Origin of the sequence: Streptomyces arenae, assembly GCF_022343545.1 — a bacterium.
Taxonomy (GTDB): domain Bacteria; phylum Actinomycetota; class Actinomycetes; order Streptomycetales; family Streptomycetaceae; genus Streptomyces; species Streptomyces humi.
In genome coordinates this window covers 122,526-140,476 of sequence record NZ_JAKQYH010000070.1, presented here as the reverse complement: position 1 = coordinate 140,476, position 17,951 = coordinate 122,526, and the positions used below count along the sequence as shown (strand labels likewise).

Sequence of the window (17,951 nt, the reverse complement as noted above, 5' to 3'; positions counted from 1 at the left end):
TCGGGGTGTACAGCCGCTACGCGCGTAGATATGCTCGGCTGGTGACCATGCCCACCACCGCACCCCACGCACTTGCTGACGTCACCGCGTCCGACAGCACGCTGCGCCGCTTCCTCCACGGGCTGCCCGGCGTCGACGCGGTCGGCCTGGAGGCGCGCGCCGCCTCGCTCGGCACCCGTTCGATCAAGACCACCGCGAAGGCGTACGCCATCGACCTCGCCATCTCGATGGTCGACCTGACGACGCTGGAAGGCGCGGACACCCCGGGCAAGGTCCGGGCGCTCGGCGCCAAGGCGGTCCGCCCCGATCCCACGGACCGTACGACCCCCGCCACGGCCGCCGTCTGCGTCTACCCCGACATGGTGGCCGCCGCCAAGGAGGCGGTCGCCGGCTCGTCCGTCAAGGTCGCCTCGGTCGCCACCGCCTTCCCCGCGGGTCGCGCGGCCCTGCCGGTGAAGCTCGCCGACGTGCGGGACGCCGTGGCCGCGGGCGCCGACGAGATCGACATGGTCATCGACCGCGGCGCGTTCCTCGCCGGGAACTACCGCAAGGTGTACGACGAGATCACCGCCGTGAAGGAGGCCTGCGGGGCCGCCGCCCGGCTCAAGGTCATCTTCGAGACCGGCGAGCTGTCGACGTACGACAACATCCGCCGGGCCTCCTGGCTCGGCATGCTGGCGGGCGCCGACTTCATCAAGACCTCCACCGGCAAGGTGGCGGTGAACGCGACCCCGGCGAACACCCTGCTCATGCTGGAGGCCGTCCGCGACTTCCGGGCGCAGACGGGCGTCCAGGTCGGCGTCAAGCCGGCCGGCGGCATCCGGACCAGCAAGGACGCGATCAAGTTCCTCGTCCTGGTCAACGAGACCGTGGGCGCGGACTGGCTGGACCACCACTGGTTCCGCTTCGGTGCCTCCTCGCTCCTGAACGACCTGCTGATGCAGCGTCAGAAGCTGGCCACCGGCCGCTACTCCGGCCCCGACTACGTGACGGTGGACTGATCACCATGGCCAAGGAAAAGATGACCACCGCTTTCGAGTACGCACCGGCGCCCGAGTCCCGCTCCGTCGTCGACATCGCCCCGTCCTACGGCCTGTTCATCGACGGCGAGTTCACGGAGGCGGCCGACGGCAAGGTCTTCAAGACCGTCAGCCCGTCGACCGAGGAGGTCCTCGCCGAGGTCGCCCGGGCCGGTGAGGCGGACGTCGACCGCGCCGTGCGCGCCGCCAGCAAGGCGTTCGAGAAGTGGTCCGCGCTGCCGGGCTCCGAGCGCGCCAAGTACCTCTTCCGCATCGCCCGGATCATCCAGGAGCGCTCGCGCGAGCTCGCCGTCCTGGAGACCCTCGACAACGGCAAGCCGATCAAGGAGACCCGCGACGCGGACCTCCCCCTGGTCGCCGCGCACTTCTTCTACTACGCGGGCTGGGCCGACAAGCTCGACCACGCCGGGTACGGCGCGAACCCGCGGCCGCTCGGCGTCGCCGGCCAGGTCATCCCCTGGAACTTCCCGCTCCTGATGCTGGCGTGGAAGATCGCCCCGGCGCTGGCGACGGGCAACACGGTCGTCCTCAAGCCCGCGGAGACCACGCCGCTGTCGGCCCTGTTCTTCGCGGACATCTGCCGTCAGGCGGGCCTGCCCAAGGGTGTCGTCAACATCCTCCCCGGCTACGGCGACGCGGGCGCCGCGCTCGTCGCCCACCCCGACGTCAACAAGGTCGCCTTCACCGGCTCCACCGCGGTCGGCAAGGAGATCGCCCGGACCGTCGCGGGCACCCGCAAGAAGCTCACCCTCGAACTGGGCGGCAAGGGCGCCAACATCGTCTTCGACGACGCCCCGATCGACCAGGCCGTCGAGGGGATCGTCACCGGCATCTTCTTCAACCAGGGCCAGGTCTGCTGCGCGGGCAGCCGACTGCTCGTCCAAGAGTCGGTCCACGACGAGCTGCTGGACTCCCTGAAGCGCCGGCTGTCCACGCTCCGCCTCGGCGACCCGCTGGACAAGAACACGGACATCGGCGCGATCAACTCCGCCGAGCAGCTGGCCCGGATCACCACGCTCGCCGACCAGGGCGAGGCGGAGGGCGCCGAGCGCTGGTCCCCGGCCTGCGAACTGCCGTCCGCGGGCTACTGGTTCGCCCCGACGCTCTTCACGAACGTCACCCAGGCGCACACCATCGCCCGCGACGAGATCTTCGGCCCGGTGCTGTCGGTGCTCACCTTCCGCACCCCGGACGAGGCGGTGGCGAAGGCCAACAACACGCAGTACGGCCTCTCCGCCGGCATCTGGACGGAGAAGGGCTCCCGGATCCTGGCCGTCGCGAACAAGCTGCGCGCGGGCGTCGTCTGGTCCAACACGTTCAACAAGTTCGACCCGACCTCGCCGTTCGGCGGTTACAAGGAGTCGGGCTTCGGCCGCGAGGGCGGTCGTCACGGCCTGGAGGCGTACCTCGATGTCTGACCGCACCAATGAACGTCTGAGCGTCTTCAAGACCTACAAGCTGTACGTCGGCGGGAAGTTCCCGCGTTCCGAGAGCGGCCGGGTGTACGAGGTGACGGACTCGAAGGGCAACTGGCTGGCCAACGCTCCGCAGTCGAGCCGTAAGGACGCCCGGGACGCGGTCGTGGCCGCGCGCAAGGCGTTCGGCGGCTGGGCCGGGGCCACCGCCTACAACCGGGGCCAGGTCCTGTACCGCGTCGCGGAGATGCTGGAGGGCCGCCGGGACCAGTTCGTGCGCGAGGTCGCGGACGCCGAGGGCCTCGGCAAGTCCAAGGCGGGCGCCGTCGTGGACGCGGCCGTCGACCGCTGGGTCTGGTACGCGGGCTGGACCGACAAGATCGCCCAGGTGGTCGGCGGCGGCAACCCGGTCGCGGGCCCCTTCTTCAACCTCTCCTCCCCCGAGCCGACCGGCGTGGTCGCCGTGCTGGCCCCGCAGGAGTCGTCGTTCCTGGGCCTGGTGTCCGTGCTCGCGCCGGTGATCGCGACCGGCAACACGGCGGTCGTCGTCGCGAGCGAGAAGTCCCCGCTGCCGGCCCTCTCGCTGGCCGAGGTGCTCGCCACCTCCGACGTGCCGGGCGGGGTCGTCAACGTCCTCTCCGGCCGTACGGCGGAGATCGCGCCGCCCCTCGCCGCCCACCAGGACGTCAACGCGATCGACCTCGCGGGCGCCGACGAGGCGCTGGCGAAGGAGCTGGAGATCGCGGCGGCCGACAACCTGAAGCGCGTACTGCGTCCACAGCCTGTGGACGACTGGACGGTGACGCCGGGGACCGACCGCCTGACGGCGTTCCTGGAGACGAAGACGGTGTGGCACCCGACCGGGTCGCTGGGAGCGTCGGGTTCGTCGTACTAGGAGACGGGGTCGTGGGGACCTGCGGGCCGGCCGTGGCCGGTCGCGCAGCCCCGCCCTTTCGGGGGCGCTCAGCCCCGCAGGGCCTTCCCGACCACCGGGAGCGCCCCCACCGACGGGGCCTGCGCCACCGGTCCCGTCAGTGTCTTGGAGGTCAGCGGCTTGAAGTCGGCGAGTTGGGTGCCGACGCCGTTGTCCAGCGGGTCGACACCCGTGCCCGCGAGGGGGTTCGGCTTCAGGCCGGCCACCGCCCCCGTGACGTACGGCAGCATGCCGGACAGCGCCCGCACGCCCGCCTGCGGGTCGACGTGACCGACCGAGGTGGGCTGGGTCCGCGCCACGTCCGCCCCGGGCCTGGTGTCCGCCGCGGCCGTCGCGGCGCCCGCGCCGAGCGCGACTGAGGCGGTCGCGAGCGCGACCAGCGCGCGCGGGGCGGTCGGGTTCGGGGAGGACGCGTGTCGGGCCATCGCTGGTGCCACCTTCGGGTGCGCAGGGTGATCTGTTCGGCACACAGGGTAGTTGAGGTGTGAGTCACGCTCCAAAGCCGACCCGCGGGGTCGGCAGGACGCCCCCCATGCGTCAAACTGGTGTTCCGTGAGCATTCATCCTCCGCCCCCCGCCCGCGTCGTGCTGCTGTGCGGCCCCTCGGGCTCGGGCAAGTCCCTCGTCGCCGCCCGTTCCGGGCTTCCCGTGCTGCGTCTCGACGACTTCTACAAGGAGGGTTCCGACCCGACCCTGCCGCTGGTGGCGGGGAGTTCGGACATCGACTGGGACCACCCGGAGTCCTGGGACGCCGAGGTGGCGGTCGAGGCCATCGGCCGGCTGTGCGCGACGGGTTCGGCGGGCGTGCCCGTGTACGACATCGCGCTGAGTGCCCGCACCGGCGAGGAGACCCTGCGCATCGGCCGCACCCCGCTGTTCATCGCGGAGGGCATCTTCGCCGCCGAGATCGTGCAGCGCTGCCGCGAACTGGGGCTGCTGGCCGACGCGCTGTGCCTCAGCCGGGGTCCGGTGAAGACCTTCCGGCGCCGCTTCCTGCGCGACCTCAGGGAGGGCCGTAAGTCGGTGCCGTTCCTGCTGCGCCGCGGCTGGCGGCTGATGCGCGCCGAACGCACCATCGTGGCCCGCCAGGTGGCACTGGGCGCGCACCCGTGCGACCGCGACGAGGCACTGTCCCGGATGGCCGCGGCAGCGGTGGGCCGGCAGACCCGGGACCGGACCCAGGCACCGGCCGCGTGACGGTCGTATCCGGGCCGTAGAGGAAAGCAGAAAAAAGCGGGACTGGACGGACCCCCCGGCCCTCCAGTCCCGCTTCCCCCGTCGCTCCGCCGAACACCCCCGTGTCCCCCGTGGCGGAGCTCCCCCGTGCTTACCGCGCGAGTCCCCCCGGACCCGCTCTCCCCCGTGGTCCCCCCGGACCCTCCCCCGGGCCCCTGTCTCCCCCGGTTTCCCCGTCGGGATCCCCCCGGATCCCCTTACCTTCAGGCGACGAGCTCCCCGAAGGCGTTCTCCTCGTCACGGCCGAAGCTGAGGACGTCGTCCTCGCGCAGCCGGCGGAGCGACCGCCAGATGCTGGACTTCACCGTGCCGACACTGATGTCGAGGATCTCCGCGATCTCCGGGTCCGTGCGGCCCTCGTAGTAGCGCAGGACCAGCATGGTGCGCTGGAGCTCGGGGAGCCGGGCGAGCGCCTGCCACAGGACGGCGCGCAGCTCGGTGCCGCTCATCGCGTCCGTGTCGCCGGGCGTCTCCGGCAGTTCCTCGGTCGGGTACTCGTTGAGCTTGCGGCGCCGCCAGGCGCTGATGTGCAGGTTGGTCATGGTCCGCCGCAGGTAACCGCCGACGGCCGCCTTGTCGCTGATCCGCTCCCACGCCCGGTACGTCGAGAACAGCGCGCTCTGCAGCAGGTCCTCGGCCTCGAAGCGGTCGCCGGTCAGGTGGTAGGCGGTCGCGTACAGGGAGGCGCGGCGCTCCTGGACGTAGGCGGTGAACTCCGCCTCGGTCAGCGAACGGCGCTCCCCCGTGTCCTCCCCGTATGCGGATCCCCCGTGCGACTCCCCCGAGCCGCCGTCAACCACCGTCATGTAACCGGTGTGCTGACGCCCGGTGCCGCGAGCGCACCCCCGCCCGCTCACGGCACCGGACTTCTCGGAACCCCGGTGCACGTCGTGCAGACGCGTGATCACTGCGCCGCTGGTGCTGTGACCGATCAGCGTGTTCATCTCGCGCCCCCCGTCGTGGACTTCCGGTAGTTCGGTCCCCCAGGCTCCGCGCCGCCCGCTCGCTTGCCTGTGCCGAGAACTCTGCCGGGCCACCTTCACGGCCGTATCCGCCGACTGTCACAGACCTGTCACAGGGGTCCGGCACAGAAGGACCACAGCGGTCGCACAGCGGAGGGGGCTACAGAGGTTTCCCGGCAGCTCCGAGCCGTACAGGTCGTACGACAGGGCCCTCATGGGCCAGAATGAGCCCGTGCCTTCCCTGTTGCTGATCGAGGACGACGACGCCATCCGAACGGCCCTGGAGCTCTCACTGACGCGCCAGGGACACCGGGTGGCCACCGCTGCGACCGGTGAGGACGGTCTGAAGCTGTTGCGCGAGCAGCGGCCCGATCTGATCGTCCTCGACGTCATGCTGCCCGGGATCGACGGGTTCGAGGTGTGCCGGCGCATCCGGCGCACGGACCAGTTGCCGATCATCCTGCTGACCGCGCGCAGCGACGACATCGACGTGGTGGTCGGGCTGGAGTCCGGCGCCGACGACTACGTCGTCAAACCCGTCCAGGGGCGGGTGCTGGACGCCCGGATCCGGGCCGTGCTGCGGCGCGGCGAGCGGGAGTCCACCGACTCGGCGACCTTCGGCAACGTCGTCATCGACCGTTCCGCGATGACCGTGACGAAGAACGGCGAGGACCTCCAGCTCACCCCGACCGAGCTGCGGCTGCTCCTCGAGCTGAGCCGGCGGCCGGGGCAGGCGCTGTCCCGGCAGCAGCTGCTGCGGCTGGTCTGGGAGCACGACTACCTCGGTGACTCCCGGCTGGTGGACGCCTGCGTGCAGCGGCTGCGCGCCAAGGTGGAGGACGTGCCCTCGTCCCCGACCCTGATCCGTACCGTGCGTGGTGTCGGCTACCGCCTGGACGCCCCTCAGTGACGGACCGGCACGAGGGTTTCCGGGGCTGGGCCTCGGAACGCAGGGGAGCCGTGTCCCGGCTGCGCTTCACCAGTCTGCGGCTGCGGCTCGTCGTGGTCTTCGGGCTCGTCGCGCTGACCGCCGCCGTGTCCGCGTCCGGCATCGCGTACTGGCTCAACCGCGAGGCCGTGCTCACCCGCACCCAGGACGCGGTGCTGCGCGACTTCCAGCAGGAGATGCAGAACCGGGCCGGGGCGCTGCCGGTCCACCCCACCCAGGACGAACTCCAGCGCACGGCCGGGCAGATGGCCAACAGCAGTCAGCGCTTCAGCGTGCTGCTGGTCGGCGAGGACGCGAACGGCAAGGTGACGTACGGCAATTCGGGCGGGCTCAGCGGGTTCGCGCTGGAGGACGTGCCCGGCTCGCTGCGCAAGGCCGTCGACAAGCAGCAGAAGGTCACCGAGAACAACCAGTCGGCGTACCACCTGTACTGGCAGCGGGTCGTGGACCACGGCACGCCGTATCTCGTCGCCGGGACGCGGCTGATCGGCGGCGGCCCGACCGGCTACATGATGAAGTCCCTGGAGCCGGAGGCGAAGGACCTCAACTCGCTGGCCTGGTCGCTGGGCATCGCGACGGCCCTGGCCCTGATCGGTTCCGCGCTGCTTGCCCAGGCCGCCGCCACGACCGTGCTGAAGCCGGTGCACCGGCTGGGCGTCGCCGCGCGGCGGCTCGGCGAGGGCAAGCTGGACACCCGGCTGCGGGTCTCCGGTACCGACGAACTCGCCGACCTGTCCCGGACGTTCAACGACGCGGCGGAGGCGCTGGAGAAGCGGGTCGACGACATGGCGGCGCGCGACGACGCGTCCCGCAGGTTCGTCGCCGACATGAGCCACGAGCTGCGGACCCCGCTCACCGCGATCACCGCCGTCACGGAGATCCTGGAGGAGGAGCTGGAGGCGGAGTCGGGGTCGATCGACCCGATGATCGAGCCCGCCGTCCGGCTGGTCGTCAGCGAGACGCGCCGGCTCAACGACCTCGTCGAGAACCTGATGGAGGTCACCCGCTTCGACGCCGGCACGGCCCGTCTCGTCCTCGACGACGTCGACATCGCCGACCAGATCACCGCCTGCATCGACGCCCGTGCCTGGCTGGACGCGGTGGACCTGGATGCCGAGCGCGGCATCCACGCCCGCCTCGACCCGCGCCGCCTCGACGTCATCCTCGCCAACCTGATCGGCAACGCCCTCAAGCACGGCGGCTCGCCGGTGCGGGTGTCGGTGCGCATGGAGCAGCAGGAGGGCGGGGATCTGGTGATCGCCGTACGCGACCACGGGCCCGGTATCCCCGAGGATGTGCTGCCGCACGTCTTCGACCGGTTCTACAAGGCCAGCGCCTCCCGGCCGCGCTCCGAGGGCAGCGGTCTGGGCCTGTCCATCGCGACGGAGAACGCCCGTATCCACGGCGGTTCGATCACCGCCGCCAACTCCCCCGAGGGCGGCGCGGTCTTCACGCTCCGGCTGCCCCGGGACGCCTCGGCGCTGACCGAGGAGAGCAAGGACGCCGGGGACGCCGGGAACGCCGGGGTCGCCGGAGGGAAGGGCGTCTGATGCAGGTACGAGGACTCGTGGGCGTCGCCGTGCTCGCGCTGGCGCTCGCCGGGTGCGGGATCCGGGCGACCGAGGTGCCGACCGATTTCGGCGGGGCGCCGTCGCGGGTGCCGTGCTCCATGTCCCAGCCCGACCTGCCGGCACAGTCCGCGCAGGGGGTGCCGGTGCAGGTGTTCCTGCTGTGCGGGGCGTCGCTGGTCACCGTCGACCGGGCGGTGCGCGTGCCCGACGGCACGGCGGACGCCAGGCGGCGGGTGATCGTCGCGCAGGGGCTGCTGGACCAGCTCGCCGAGACGCCGTCGGCCGCCGAGAAGGACGCGGGCTACACGACGTACGTGCGCGGCGGGATGAGCGTCGGCGGGCCGCGGCGCGGGGACCCGGACGACACGCTGCGGCTGAGCACCTCGCCGCCGCAGCTGACGTCGTACGCGCTCGCCCAGATCGTGTGCACGCTGTCCGACTCGGCGGCCGCGGAGGGCGACGGGTCGGTGATCCTGGGCGGGCCGGGGACGGAGCCGTTGCTGCGGTACGCGTGCACGGACGCCGTGCGGAACTCTCCGAGCGGGAACCGGCCGCCGTCCACCGAGGTCGCTTCGGGGTGAGGGGGGGTCGGGGCGCCTCATGGGGTGCCTGGGCAGGTCACGCGGCGACTGCGGGTCGTGCGTGGCTGGTCGCGCCCGCGCGGCGGTAGCCGCATATCCAATACAGCCCCGCGCCCCTGAAGGGGCGCTGTCGGGGGCGCGTGTTGGAGGGCTCACGCCCCTGTCCGGAACCGTTCGGGTGCGCGAGGGCGTCTTGGGGGGCGTGCAGCGTCAAGGGTTCATCGGCGGCAGCGCCGCGATCCGGGTCCGTGTGGCGGGGAGTGTCCTCCTTGCCGCACACCTCGCGTTCGTCGCCTGGCTGATGCTGCGCCCGCTGGACGTGCCCTGGGTGCTGCCCGCCAACCTGCACCCGTTCGCCGGCATCCGGGCCGACCTGGCGCTGGGCCCGCGGGAGGCGGCGCACCGGATCGGTGAGGGGCTCGCGCTGCTGGCGCCACTGGGCGTGCTGCTGCCGGCGGTGCACGGCCGGCTGCGGGTCTCCCCGCTCGGTTCGCTGGTCGCCACGGCCACCGCGGCCGCCCTGATCTCGCTGGGCATCGCCCTGTTGCAGACCGGGGTGCCCGGGCGGGTGGTGGACGTCGACTCGATCCTGCTGAACACCGTGGGCGTGGTCGTCGCGCACCTGGCGGTGGTTCCGGCGGCCCGCGCCCGGCTCCGCCGCAGGGACCGGCGGGAACGGCCGGCCGCCGTCCTCCAGGAGGACGCGGCTCAGGGTCGTACCCCGACGATTCCCAGGGTCGGGATCGCTCCGTAGAGCGACGCTCCGACCCGGTTCGGCTCCGTAGCGTAGTGGGCAGACGAGGGGCCGTACGGGCCGTCTCGCACCGGACGCTCACGAAGGAGCCGCAGATGTCCAGCCTCGCCCGCCCCACCCACGGCCGCATGATCGGCGGAGTGTGCGCCGCGCTGGCCCGGCGCTTCGGCACCTCCGCCACGACGATGCGGGTGATATTCCTGCTGTCCTGCCTGCTGCCGGGCCCGCAGTTCCTGCTCTACATCGCCCTGTGGATCCTCCTCCCCTCCGAGGAGAAGGCCGCCGCCTGGTGACACCGGGGAGCGAACGCCGTCGGGGCGCGCCGGAGGAGTCCGGGGCGCCCCGACGGCGTTGCCGCCCGGCTGGGGAGAGGGTCAGCCGAGCGGAATCCCGTTGACCGGCAGGCCGTGCGTGGGCAGGCCCTGCACGGGCAGTCCGCCGAGGAGTCCGGCGGCGGGCTTGGTCGGGCCGCCGGCGAGCACCTGCTGGACGGCCGGCTGGACGGCGGTCAGGCCGGCACCGAGGGCGTTCTGCCCCTGCGCCACGGCCTGCCCGGCACCCGGCAGCGCCTTGGAGACGTTCTCGGCCGGCAGCGTCCTGGTGACGGTGTCCAGGGCCTGGGAGGAGTCCGGGACGGCCGGGGCCGCGTTGGCCGCGCCCGCGCCGACAGCGGCGAAGGCGGCACCGAGGGCGGCGACACCGAGGGTCTTGGCAGCTGACTGCTTCATCGTAAATGCGTCCTTGGAATGCGGTGACGGGGATCGACTACAAGCTGAGCGGTCCACGACCGTAAACACGGGCCGCCACCCGCCGCAAACACCGAAATGCGGACGGCTTGTGAAAGCCCGTCCGCATTCCGCGCCCCGCCCGGATGCCCGGTCAGCCCTCCGAGTCGGCAGAACCGCTGGTGGAGGCGGTCCCCCGGAACAGCCATTCGGATTTCAGCTCTGCATATCCGGGCTTCACCACGTCATTGATCATGGCAAGGCGTTCATCGAAAGGAATGAACGCTGATTTCATCGCATTGACGGAGAACCACTGGAGGTCGTCGAGCGTGTAGCCGAACGCCTCGACGAGGTGCTCGAATTCCCGGCTCATGCTGGTGCCGGACATGAGCCGGTTGTCCGTGTTGACGGTCGCGCGGAAGTGGAGCCGGCGGAGCAGCCCGATCGGATGGCCCGCGTAGGAGTCGGCGGCCCCGGTCTGGAGGTTGGAGCTGGGGCACAGCTCCAGCGGGATCCGCTTGTCACGGACGTAGGAGGCGAGCCGGCCGAGCTTGACCGTGCCGTCCTCGTGGACCTGGATGTCGTCGATGATCCGCACGCCGTGCCCGAGCCGGTCGGCGCCGCACCACTGGAGGGCCTGCCAGATGGACGGCAGCCCGAAGGCCTCGCCGGCGTGGATGGTGAAGTGGTTGTTCTCGCGCTTGAGGTACTCGAAGGCGTCGAGGTGCCGGGTGGGCGGGTAGCCGGCCTCGGCACCGGCGATGTCGAAGCCGACCACGCCCAGGTCCCGGTAGCGGTTGGCGAGTTCGGCGATCTCCAGCGAGCGGGCCGCGTGCCGCATGGCCGTGAGCAGGGCGCCGACCCGGATCCGCCGGCCGCTCTCCCGTGCCAGCGCCTCGCCCTGCCGGAAGCCCTCGTTGACGGCCTCGACGACGTCCTCCAGGGTCAGCCCCTGTTCCAGGTGCTGTTCGGGGGCGTACCGCACCTCGGCGTAGACGACGCCGTCCTCGGCGAGGTCCTCGGCGCACTCGCGGGCGACGCGGACCAGCGCGTCCCGGGTCTGCATCACGCCGACGGTGTGCGAGAAGGTCTCCAGGTAGCGCTCCAGGGAGCCCGAGTCGGCGGCCTCGCGGAACCAGACGCCGAGCTTGTCCGGGTCGGTCTCGGGGAGTTGGGTGTAGCCGGTCTCCCGGGCGAGGTCGGCGACCGTGCCTGGACGCAGGCCGCCGTCGAGGTGGTCGTGCAGCAGAACCTTGGGCGCCCGGCGGATCTGCTCCGGCGTCGGGGTGTTCGCGGTGCTCTGGCTCGTCATTTCCGCACTCTAACTCCTACGCGCGTAGATCGCCCGGTGGTCGGCTGTTTCCCGTTCCGTCGATACCCAACGGTGACCCCACGGACGGGTCAAGTGCACCGCGTCTTCTGACACTGTTCTGTCATGGCACAGCAAGCGACCCCGGTGCGAACGGCCAGACTGGGCAGGGCAGTCGGCCAGGAGCCGGCGACGGTGAGCGGAGCGGTCCTGCTGCTCCCGGGCGGCGAGGAGAACTCCGCCCGCAAGCCGTCCCCCGTATGGGCGACGACCCTCATCCGCGCGCTCGGCCGCCGGCTCGCCCGCGACGGCCGCTACGAGGGGCTCGCGGCGTATGTCGTCCACTACCGCTATCGCGGCTGGAACGGCAGCGAGGCACACCTCGCCGGCGACGCCGACTGGGCGGCCGACGAGGTGGTACGACGGTACGGCGACGTGCCCGTCTGCCTGCTGGGCGTCGGGATGGGCGGCCGGGCGGCGCTTCGGGCGGGAGGCCACGAGGCCGTCAACTCCGTCGTGTCCATCGCCCCCTGGCTGCCGGAGACGGACGTGGCGGCACCTGAGGAACCGGTTCGGCAGCTGGTGGGCCGACGGGTGCTGATCGTGCACGGCACGAACGACGAACGGACCGATCCGGAGCTGTCGTTCCGGCTGGCGGCGCGGGCGAAGAAGGCGAACCGGGAGGTGTGCCGGTTCGAGGTGCACTCCGACGGCCACGGGCTGCATCAGCACCGGGACGAAGTCCTCGCTCTCGCTTCGGACTTCGTCATGGGGGCGGTGTACGGGCACGCGGTGTCGCGGCCGGTGGAGGACGCGCTGGCGGCGCCGCCGCCGATCGGCTTGCGGATGCCGTTGGCCGCGGGGTTCGGTAAGTCGTTGCGGCGGTAAGGGGTGGGGTTCGGTGGTGTTCCGGGTGCGGATGCGTGGTGGCTGGTCGCGCAGTTCCCCGCGCCCCTGACGGGGCGCTGCGCCTAGGTCGGCAGCAAGTTGCCCCTTCTTGACAGCAGGAACTTCTTGAAGGCGGTCACCGGTGGGGTGTCCGGGTGGCCGTCCAGCCATGCCACGCCGATCTCCCTCGCCGCCCTCGGTGCCGTGACCGTCAGTTCCGCGACTCCTGGGCGGGGGAAGACCGGCGGAGGCAGGAGGGCCACCCCCAGTCCCGCCGCGACCAGGCCCCTCAAGGTCTCGGCCTCCTCGCCCTCGAAGGCGATCCGCGGTCTGAAGCCCGCCTCCTTGCAGAGGTCGTCGGTGATGCGGCGCAGGCCGTAGCCCGGTTCCAGGGTCACGAAGGTCTCGTCGGCCGCCTCGGCGAGACGGACCCGGCGGCGGGCCGCCAGACGGTGGTCCGCCGGGACCACCAGGCGGAGCTTCTGTTCGTCCAGGCGGCGGGCCACCAGGTCGGGCGCGTCCGGGACCGGCGAGGTGAGGCACAGGTCGAGCTCCCCCGCGCGCAGCTTCTCGATCATCGCCTCGCCGTAGTTCTGGACGAGGCTGAAGCGGATGCGGGGGTGGTCGACCCGGAACGCCTGGAGCAGGCCGGGAACCGTCTCCGCGCCCATGGTGTGCAGGAAGCCGAAGGCGACCTTCCCGGTGGTGGGGTCGGCGTCGGCGCGTACCTCGTCGGCGGCGCGCTGCACCTCGCCGAGGGCGCGTTCGACCGAGGTGAGGAAGGTACGGCCGGCAGGGGTCAGGGAGACGGTGCGGCCGTGCCGGGTGAAGAGGTCGACGCCGAGGTCCTCCTCCAGGCGGGCCATCGCCCGGGACAGGGTGGACTGGGGGACGCCCAGTTCCTGCGCGGCCCTGGTGACGTGCTCGGTGCGGGCGACGCCGGCGAAGTACGCGAGGCGGGGCGCCAGCAACATCGTCATGTCTTCTGTGTCACTGGACGGTGACAGGCGCGCGGCTGACCTCTGCTGATGCTCCATGGGAACGATTATGACGATTCCATGCATTGGACGGATGAAGAGGGGGTCCGTACGTTCGAAGCATGTCTCCCGCCAGTACCGGGGCGTCCACCACCCTGGGCGCCGTCCCGTCCGTCCCCGCCGCCGACTCCCGTCTGACCCCGGGCGGTCCCGGCTACCGCCGGATGAGCTTCGCGCTCTTCCTCGCCGGTGTCGCGACCTTCGCCCTCCTCTACTCCACCCAGGCGCTGCTGCCGCTGATCTCCGACGGCTTCGGGGTCAGCGCGAGCGACGCGAGCTGGACGGTGGCGGCGGCGACCGGCGGTCTGGCGCTGTTCGTCATCCCGATGAGCGCGCTCTCCGAGCGTTTCGGGCGTCGTACGATCATGACCGCCTCGCTGGCGGTGGCGGTGACCGTCGGCCTGCTGGTCCCCTTCGCGCCCTCGCTGGGTGTGCTGGTCGTGCTGCGCGGCGTCCAGGGCGCGGCACTGGCCGGTCTGCCGGCCTCCGCGCAGGCCTATCTGGCCGAGGAGGTCCGCCCGAAGGCGCTGGTCACGGCGATCGGCCTGTTCGTCGCGGGGAACAGCGTCGGCGGGATGAGCGGCCGGGTCATCACCGGCTGGGTGGCACAGGAGTGGGGCTGGCGGATCGCCGTCGGCACCATCGGTGTGATCGCCGTCGGCTGCGCGGTGGCCTTCCGGCTGCTGCTGCCCGCGCCGCGGCACTTCACGGCGGGCTCGCTGCACCCGCGCCGGCTGCTCGGCACGGTCCGCGACCACCTGGCGAACCCGCTGCTGCGCCGCCTGTACGCGATCGGCGCGCTCTTCATGACCGTCTTCGGCGGTGTCTACACGGTGATCGGCTACCGCCTCACCGAGGAGCCCTTCTCGCTCCCCCAGGGCATCATCGGCTCGATCTTCCTGGTGTACCTGGTGGGCACGGTCTCCGCGTCGACGGCCGGGCGTCTGGTCGCCCGGCTCGGCCGCCGTGGCGCCCTCTACCTGGGCGGCGGCACGACGGCCACGGGCCTGCTGCTGTCGCTGGCCGACTCGCTCCCGCTGGTCCTGCTGGGCCTGGTCCTGATCACCGCGGGCTTCTTCGCGGGCCACGCGGTGGCCTCCTCGGCGGTCAGCCACACGGCGACCCACGGCCGCGCCCAGGCCTCGGCCCTCTACCAGTCCGCGTACTACATCGGCTCCAGCGCGGGCAGCACGATCGGAGCGCTGGCGTTCCACGCGCAGGGCTGGTCGGGCACGGTGGCCGTCGGCCTCCTGGCGATAGCGGGCGTGGTCACCATCACGGTCCTGGGCTCACTGGCAGCCCGCCGCAGTGTGACGGCCAACGCCCACTGAAGCGCCCCTGAAAGGGGCGCGGGGAACTGCGCGACCAGCCCCCACCGCGCCGCACCCGCCACCGAACCCCGCACCCCACCTCCATAGGCGACCCACTCCCACCTGCACGTTCTGCGACTTCGGACGCCATTGTCAGTCCCCTGCGCTAGCTTTCAAGTGCTGGAGCGCGAAGGCGCGCGACATGGCCACGTGGGGTGGGTGGACGGCATGACCAACAGCACGGCGACCGCGGAACTGGACGTCGCACTGGAGAAGCACCGGACCGAACTGACCGGCTACTGCTACCGCATGCTCGGTTCGTCCTTCGAGGCCGAGGACGCCGTACAGGACACCCTGGTACGGGCCTGGCGGAGCTACGACAAGTTCGAGGGCCGTGCCAGCCTCCGGTCGTGGCTGTACCGGATCGCGACCAACGTCTGCCTGGACATGCTGAACGCGGGCAACAAGCGGGCCCGCCCGATGGACCTCAGTGAGTCGACGCCGCTCGCCCAGGCGGCGCTCTCCCCCCGGCCCGACAACACCTGGCTGGAGCCGGTGCCCGACGCCCGCGTGCTGCCCACCGTGGGCGACCCGGCGGAGGCGGCCGTGGCCAAGGAGTCCATCCGGCTCGCCTTCATGGCCGCGCTCCAGCAGCTGCCGCCCAAGCAGCGGGCGGTGCTGATCCTGCGCGAGGTGCTGGCCTGGAAGGCGAGCGAGGTCGCCGAACTGCTCGGCACCACGGTCGCGTCGGTGAACAGCGCCCTCCAGCGGGCCCGGGCCACGCTGGCGGAGCAGCAGCAGTCGGGTGCCCAGGCCGAGGTGTCCGACGCGCTCGACGAGGAGCAGCAGAAGCTCCTGGAGCGCTACGTCGCGGCCTTCGAGGGGTACGACATGACGGCGCTGACGGCACTCCTCCACGAGGACGCCATCATGACGATGCCGCCGTTCGACCTGTGGCTCACCGGTCACGAGGACATCGCCGGCTTCATGACCACCCTCGGCTCGGCCTGCGAGGGCTCACGCCTGTTCCCGGTCCAGGTCAACGGCCTGCCCGGGTTCGCCCAGTACAAGCCCGACCCGGACACCGGCGGCTGGACGCCGTGGTCGATCCAGGTCCTGGAGATCTCAGACGGACGGCTGACCGGGTTCCACTTCTTCCTCGACACCAAGCGCTGGTTCCCGCTCTTCGACCTCCCTCTCCACCTGGATGCGGAGTCCGACGAACCGGAGCAGGGAGCGTAGGGCGGGATCGGGGTCCCGCAACCGGATCCGGCCGCCGGCCCGGCGGGCGGTCAGTTCCAGCCGGGCCAGCAGGTCGACGACCGCGAGGCCCGGCGGTCCGAGGCCGCCGACGTCGCAGACGACGACCCGGGCCCTGCCGCCCCGCAGCAGCGCCCGCACGTCGTCGCAGAGCCCCGGCACCTCGTCCCTGGCGACGGGGCCGGACAGCGTCAGTACGGCGGGGGTCACGGCATCCACGAGCGGTAGACCGGGCCGGGCCTGACAACTCATCGGTAGCCGCGGCGCGCCCCGCGCGTGCCGCACAGATCACAGCGATCGCAACGATCACAAAGTTGACCTGCACCTGACCCGCACCAGAGGGTCAGGTGTATGCCCCACAGATCAGCACCCATCCCGATACCCGACGGCCCGGCGCACGCCCTGGGGGTTCCGTGCAAGGGGTGCTGAGCGGCTTCGCGGTGATCGCGATCGTGATCGCCGTCGGTTATCTCCTCGGCCGCGGTGGCCACCTCGGGGCGAACGGCCGCGAGGTCCTCACCAGGCTCGCCTTCCATGTCGCCTCCCCCGCGCTCCTGTTCACCACCCTCGCGAAGGCCGACCTGGCGGTGGTCTTCTCCAGCCGCCTCCTGGTGACGGCGCTGTCCACGGCAGCGGCGGCGGGCGTGTTCGTGACGGTGGGTGCCGTACGGGGCTGGGGTGTGGGACGTACGACGATCGGCGCGCTGTGCTCCAGCTACGTGAACTCCGGCAACCTCGGCATCCCGATCGCGGTGTACGTGCTGGGCGACGCGTCGCTGGTGGCCCCGGTGCTGCTGTTCCAGGTGGTGCTGCTCACCCCGGTCGCCCTGACGGTCCTCGACCTGGCGGGCGCGGGCGAGAAGGGGCCGTGGTGGCGCCGCCTGCTGACCCCGCTGCGCAACCCGATAGCCGTCGGCTCGCTGTCCGGCGTCGCGGTCTCGGGTCTCGGGCTCCACGTCCCCGGCCCGGTCATGGACCCTCTCACTCTGATCGGCAACATGTCCGTCCCGGCGGTCCTGCTGGCCTTCGGCATCTCGCTGCGCGGCAGCACCCTCCCCGGCCGGGGCCGCGACCGCCACCCGGTGTTCCTGTCGGTGGCGCTGAAGGCGGTGGGCCAGCCGCTGGCCGCCTGGGCCCTGGCGTCGGCCGTCTTCGGCCTGCACGGCGCGCCCCTGCTGGACGTGACGGTGACCTCGGCGCTGCCGGCCGCGCAGAACCTGTACACGTACGCGAGCACCTACCGGGTCGGCGAGGAACTGGCCCGCGACTCGATCCTGCTCTCGACGGTGCTGTCGGTACCGGTACTGGTCGTGGTGGCGGCGCTGCTGGGGTGACCGGCCGGTCAGTCGACGGGGAACTCGCCGGTGTCGATGGTGAGGCCGAACGGCTCCGGCAGGACGACGGGGTCTCCGAACTTGACCGCGCTGAGCACCTGGTAGACATCGCCCTTCGGCTCACCGTAGAGCGTGGCGGTAGGGCCGCCGGGAGCCCAGCGGTCGATCAGGAGGTAGAGCGGGATGCCCGCGGTGGCGTACGCGGCGGGCTTGCTGACGCGGTCGTGCCGGGCGTTGGACCTTGAGGTGACCTCGACGACGAGCTCGGCGAGGGCGGCGGGGATGTGGGAGTCCGCCTCCACACAACCCTGCACCGGCGCCACCACCAGGTCGGGGATGAGCATCCCCAGACGCGACGGCACCGCGATGGCCAGCGTCTGGAAGATCTCCAAGTCGTCGGGAACCACGCTGTAGAGGCGGCGCTGAATGCGGGCCGCGATCAAGTTGTGGCGGGAGGCGGGAGCAGGTGACACGGTGACGATCCCCTCGATGATCTCCACCTTGCTGCCCTCGGGCCATTCCATCTCCTCCCAGAACTGGACGAGTTCGTCCCAGCTCTGCTCGGGGTCGTGGCCCACGGTGAGTGCGCTCATGGCGGTCTCCTTCGGTTGCGTCACCGATCCCAGCATGCCGAACGGGACCGGCG

General features: G+C 71.7%; 20 protein-coding genes. 13 read left to right on the top strand and 7 right to left on the bottom strand.

Annotated elements, in window-relative coordinates; translation table 11 throughout:
- Positions 1-47 precede the first annotated feature (47 nt).
- The 3 genes from deoC to MB828_RS33625 are packed head-to-tail and all read left to right on the top strand — an operon-like array spanning position 48 to position 3,350.
- Positions 48-1,001, top strand: a complete 954-nt coding sequence (deoC, locus tag MB828_RS33635; protein WP_301651540.1) for a deoxyribose-phosphate aldolase — start codon at positions 48-50, stop codon at positions 999-1,001.
- A gap of 20 nt (positions 1,002-1,021) precedes the next feature.
- Positions 1,022-2,458 (top strand): aldehyde dehydrogenase family protein, encoded by a 1,437-nt coding sequence (locus MB828_RS33630; protein WP_301651539.1) that lies wholly within the window; start codon positions 1,022-1,024, stop codon positions 2,456-2,458.
- A complete protein-coding gene (locus tag MB828_RS33625) occupies positions 2,451-3,350 on the top strand; it encodes an aldehyde dehydrogenase family protein (protein ID WP_301651480.1) in 900 nt (299 codons plus the stop codon). Before MB828_RS33630 ends, MB828_RS33625 begins: the two co-directional genes overlap by 8 nt.
- A 68-nt stretch (positions 3,351-3,418) precedes the next feature.
- On the opposite strand, the gene MB828_RS33620 is transcribed toward MB828_RS33625, so the two are convergent.
- Entirely contained in the window at positions 3,419-3,814 is a 396-nt protein-coding gene (locus tag MB828_RS33620; RefSeq protein WP_301651479.1) for a hypothetical protein, read from the bottom strand.
- A gap of 127 nt (positions 3,815-3,941) precedes the next feature.
- Here MB828_RS33620 and MB828_RS33615 point away from each other — a divergent pair, with 127 nt between their 5' ends.
- Complete coding sequence (locus tag MB828_RS33615; protein WP_301651478.1) at positions 3,942-4,586, top strand: uridine kinase family protein; 645 nt, start codon at positions 3,942-3,944, stop codon at positions 4,584-4,586.
- Between the two features lie 242 nt (positions 4,587-4,828).
- Here the strand turns inward: MB828_RS33615 and MB828_RS33610 are convergent, their stop codons facing one another.
- On the bottom strand, positions 4,829-5,569 hold the full coding sequence (locus tag MB828_RS33610) for a SigE family RNA polymerase sigma factor (RefSeq protein ID WP_301651477.1): 741 nt from the start codon (positions 5,567-5,569) through the stop codon (positions 4,829-4,831).
- A 250-nt stretch (positions 5,570-5,819) separates the two neighbouring features.
- On the opposite strand from MB828_RS33610, the gene afsQ1 reads away from it, so the two are divergent.
- From afsQ1 to MB828_RS33585, 5 genes are all read left to right on the top strand, one after another.
- Complete coding sequence (gene afsQ1, locus MB828_RS33605) at positions 5,820-6,497, top strand: two-component system response regulator AfsQ1 (RefSeq protein ID WP_177232965.1); 678 nt, start codon at positions 5,820-5,822, stop codon at positions 6,495-6,497.
- Positions 6,494-8,086, top strand: a complete 1,593-nt coding sequence (locus MB828_RS33600; protein WP_301651476.1) for a sensor histidine kinase — start codon at positions 6,494-6,496, stop codon at positions 8,084-8,086. Before afsQ1 ends, MB828_RS33600 begins: the two co-directional genes overlap by 4 nt.
- The gene (locus tag MB828_RS33595) at positions 8,086-8,688 is read left to right on the top strand and encodes a hypothetical protein (RefSeq protein ID WP_133025615.1); all 603 of its coding nucleotides are present in this window, start codon (positions 8,086-8,088) and stop codon (positions 8,686-8,688) included. Before MB828_RS33600 ends, MB828_RS33595 begins: the two co-directional genes overlap by 1 nt.
- A 202-nt stretch (positions 8,689-8,890) precedes the next feature.
- A complete protein-coding gene (locus MB828_RS33590) occupies positions 8,891-9,442 on the top strand; it encodes a VanZ family protein (RefSeq protein ID WP_133025616.1) in 552 nt (183 codons plus the stop codon).
- A gap of 95 nt (positions 9,443-9,537) precedes the next feature.
- Positions 9,538-9,735, top strand: coding sequence for a PspC domain-containing protein (locus MB828_RS33585; RefSeq protein ID WP_046729811.1), 198 nt, complete (start codon positions 9,538-9,540; stop codon positions 9,733-9,735).
- 81 nt (positions 9,736-9,816) lie between these two features.
- Here MB828_RS33585 and MB828_RS33580 read toward each other — a convergent pair whose 3' ends face one another.
- On the bottom strand, positions 9,817-10,170 hold the full coding sequence (locus tag MB828_RS33580) for an ATP-binding protein (RefSeq protein ID WP_301651475.1): 354 nt from the start codon (positions 10,168-10,170) through the stop codon (positions 9,817-9,819).
- A gap of 151 nt (positions 10,171-10,321) precedes the next feature.
- Entirely contained in the window at positions 10,322-11,479 is a 1,158-nt protein-coding gene (locus MB828_RS33575; RefSeq protein ID WP_301651474.1) for an adenosine deaminase, read from the bottom strand.
- Between the two features lie 123 nt (positions 11,480-11,602).
- Between MB828_RS33575 and MB828_RS33570 the strand changes: the two genes are divergently transcribed.
- The gene (locus MB828_RS33570) at positions 11,603-12,364 is read left to right on the top strand and encodes an alpha/beta hydrolase (protein WP_301651473.1); all 762 of its coding nucleotides are present in this window, start codon (positions 11,603-11,605) and stop codon (positions 12,362-12,364) included.
- An 83-nt stretch (positions 12,365-12,447) separates the two neighbouring features.
- Here the strand turns inward: MB828_RS33570 and MB828_RS33565 are convergent, their stop codons facing one another.
- Positions 12,448-13,401 (bottom strand): LysR family transcriptional regulator, encoded by a 954-nt coding sequence (locus tag MB828_RS33565; protein ID WP_133025620.1) that lies wholly within the window; start codon positions 13,399-13,401, stop codon positions 12,448-12,450.
- Positions 13,402-13,463: 62 nt separating this feature from the next.
- Between MB828_RS33565 and MB828_RS33560 the strand changes: the two genes are divergently transcribed.
- Both MB828_RS33560 and MB828_RS33555 read left to right on the top strand, forming a co-directional pair.
- Positions 13,464-14,732 carry an MFS transporter gene (locus tag MB828_RS33560; protein WP_301651472.1) on the top strand — a complete coding sequence of 423 codons (1,269 nt, stop codon included), beginning with the start codon at positions 13,464-13,466 and terminating at the stop codon, positions 14,730-14,732.
- A gap of 207 nt (positions 14,733-14,939) precedes the next feature.
- The gene (locus MB828_RS33555; protein ID WP_301651471.1) at positions 14,940-15,953 is read left to right on the top strand and encodes a sigma-70 family RNA polymerase sigma factor; all 1,014 of its coding nucleotides are present in this window, start codon (positions 14,940-14,942) and stop codon (positions 15,951-15,953) included.
- On the opposite strand, the gene MB828_RS33550 is transcribed toward MB828_RS33555, so the two are convergent.
- Positions 15,837-16,223, bottom strand: a complete 387-nt coding sequence (locus MB828_RS33550) for an STAS domain-containing protein (RefSeq protein ID WP_133025623.1) — start codon at positions 16,221-16,223, stop codon at positions 15,837-15,839. The genes MB828_RS33555 and MB828_RS33550 overlap by 117 nt on opposite strands.
- A 161-nt stretch (positions 16,224-16,384) precedes the next feature.
- Between MB828_RS33550 and MB828_RS33545 the strand changes: the two genes are divergently transcribed.
- Entirely contained in the window at positions 16,385-17,305 is a 921-nt protein-coding gene (locus MB828_RS33545; protein ID WP_301651470.1) for an AEC family transporter, read from the top strand.
- Positions 17,306-17,313: 8 nt separating this feature from the next.
- Here the strand turns inward: MB828_RS33545 and MB828_RS33540 are convergent, their stop codons facing one another.
- Positions 17,314-17,898, bottom strand: coding sequence for a Uma2 family endonuclease (locus MB828_RS33540; RefSeq protein WP_301651469.1), 585 nt, complete (start codon positions 17,896-17,898; stop codon positions 17,314-17,316).
- Positions 17,899-17,951 lie beyond the last annotated feature (53 nt).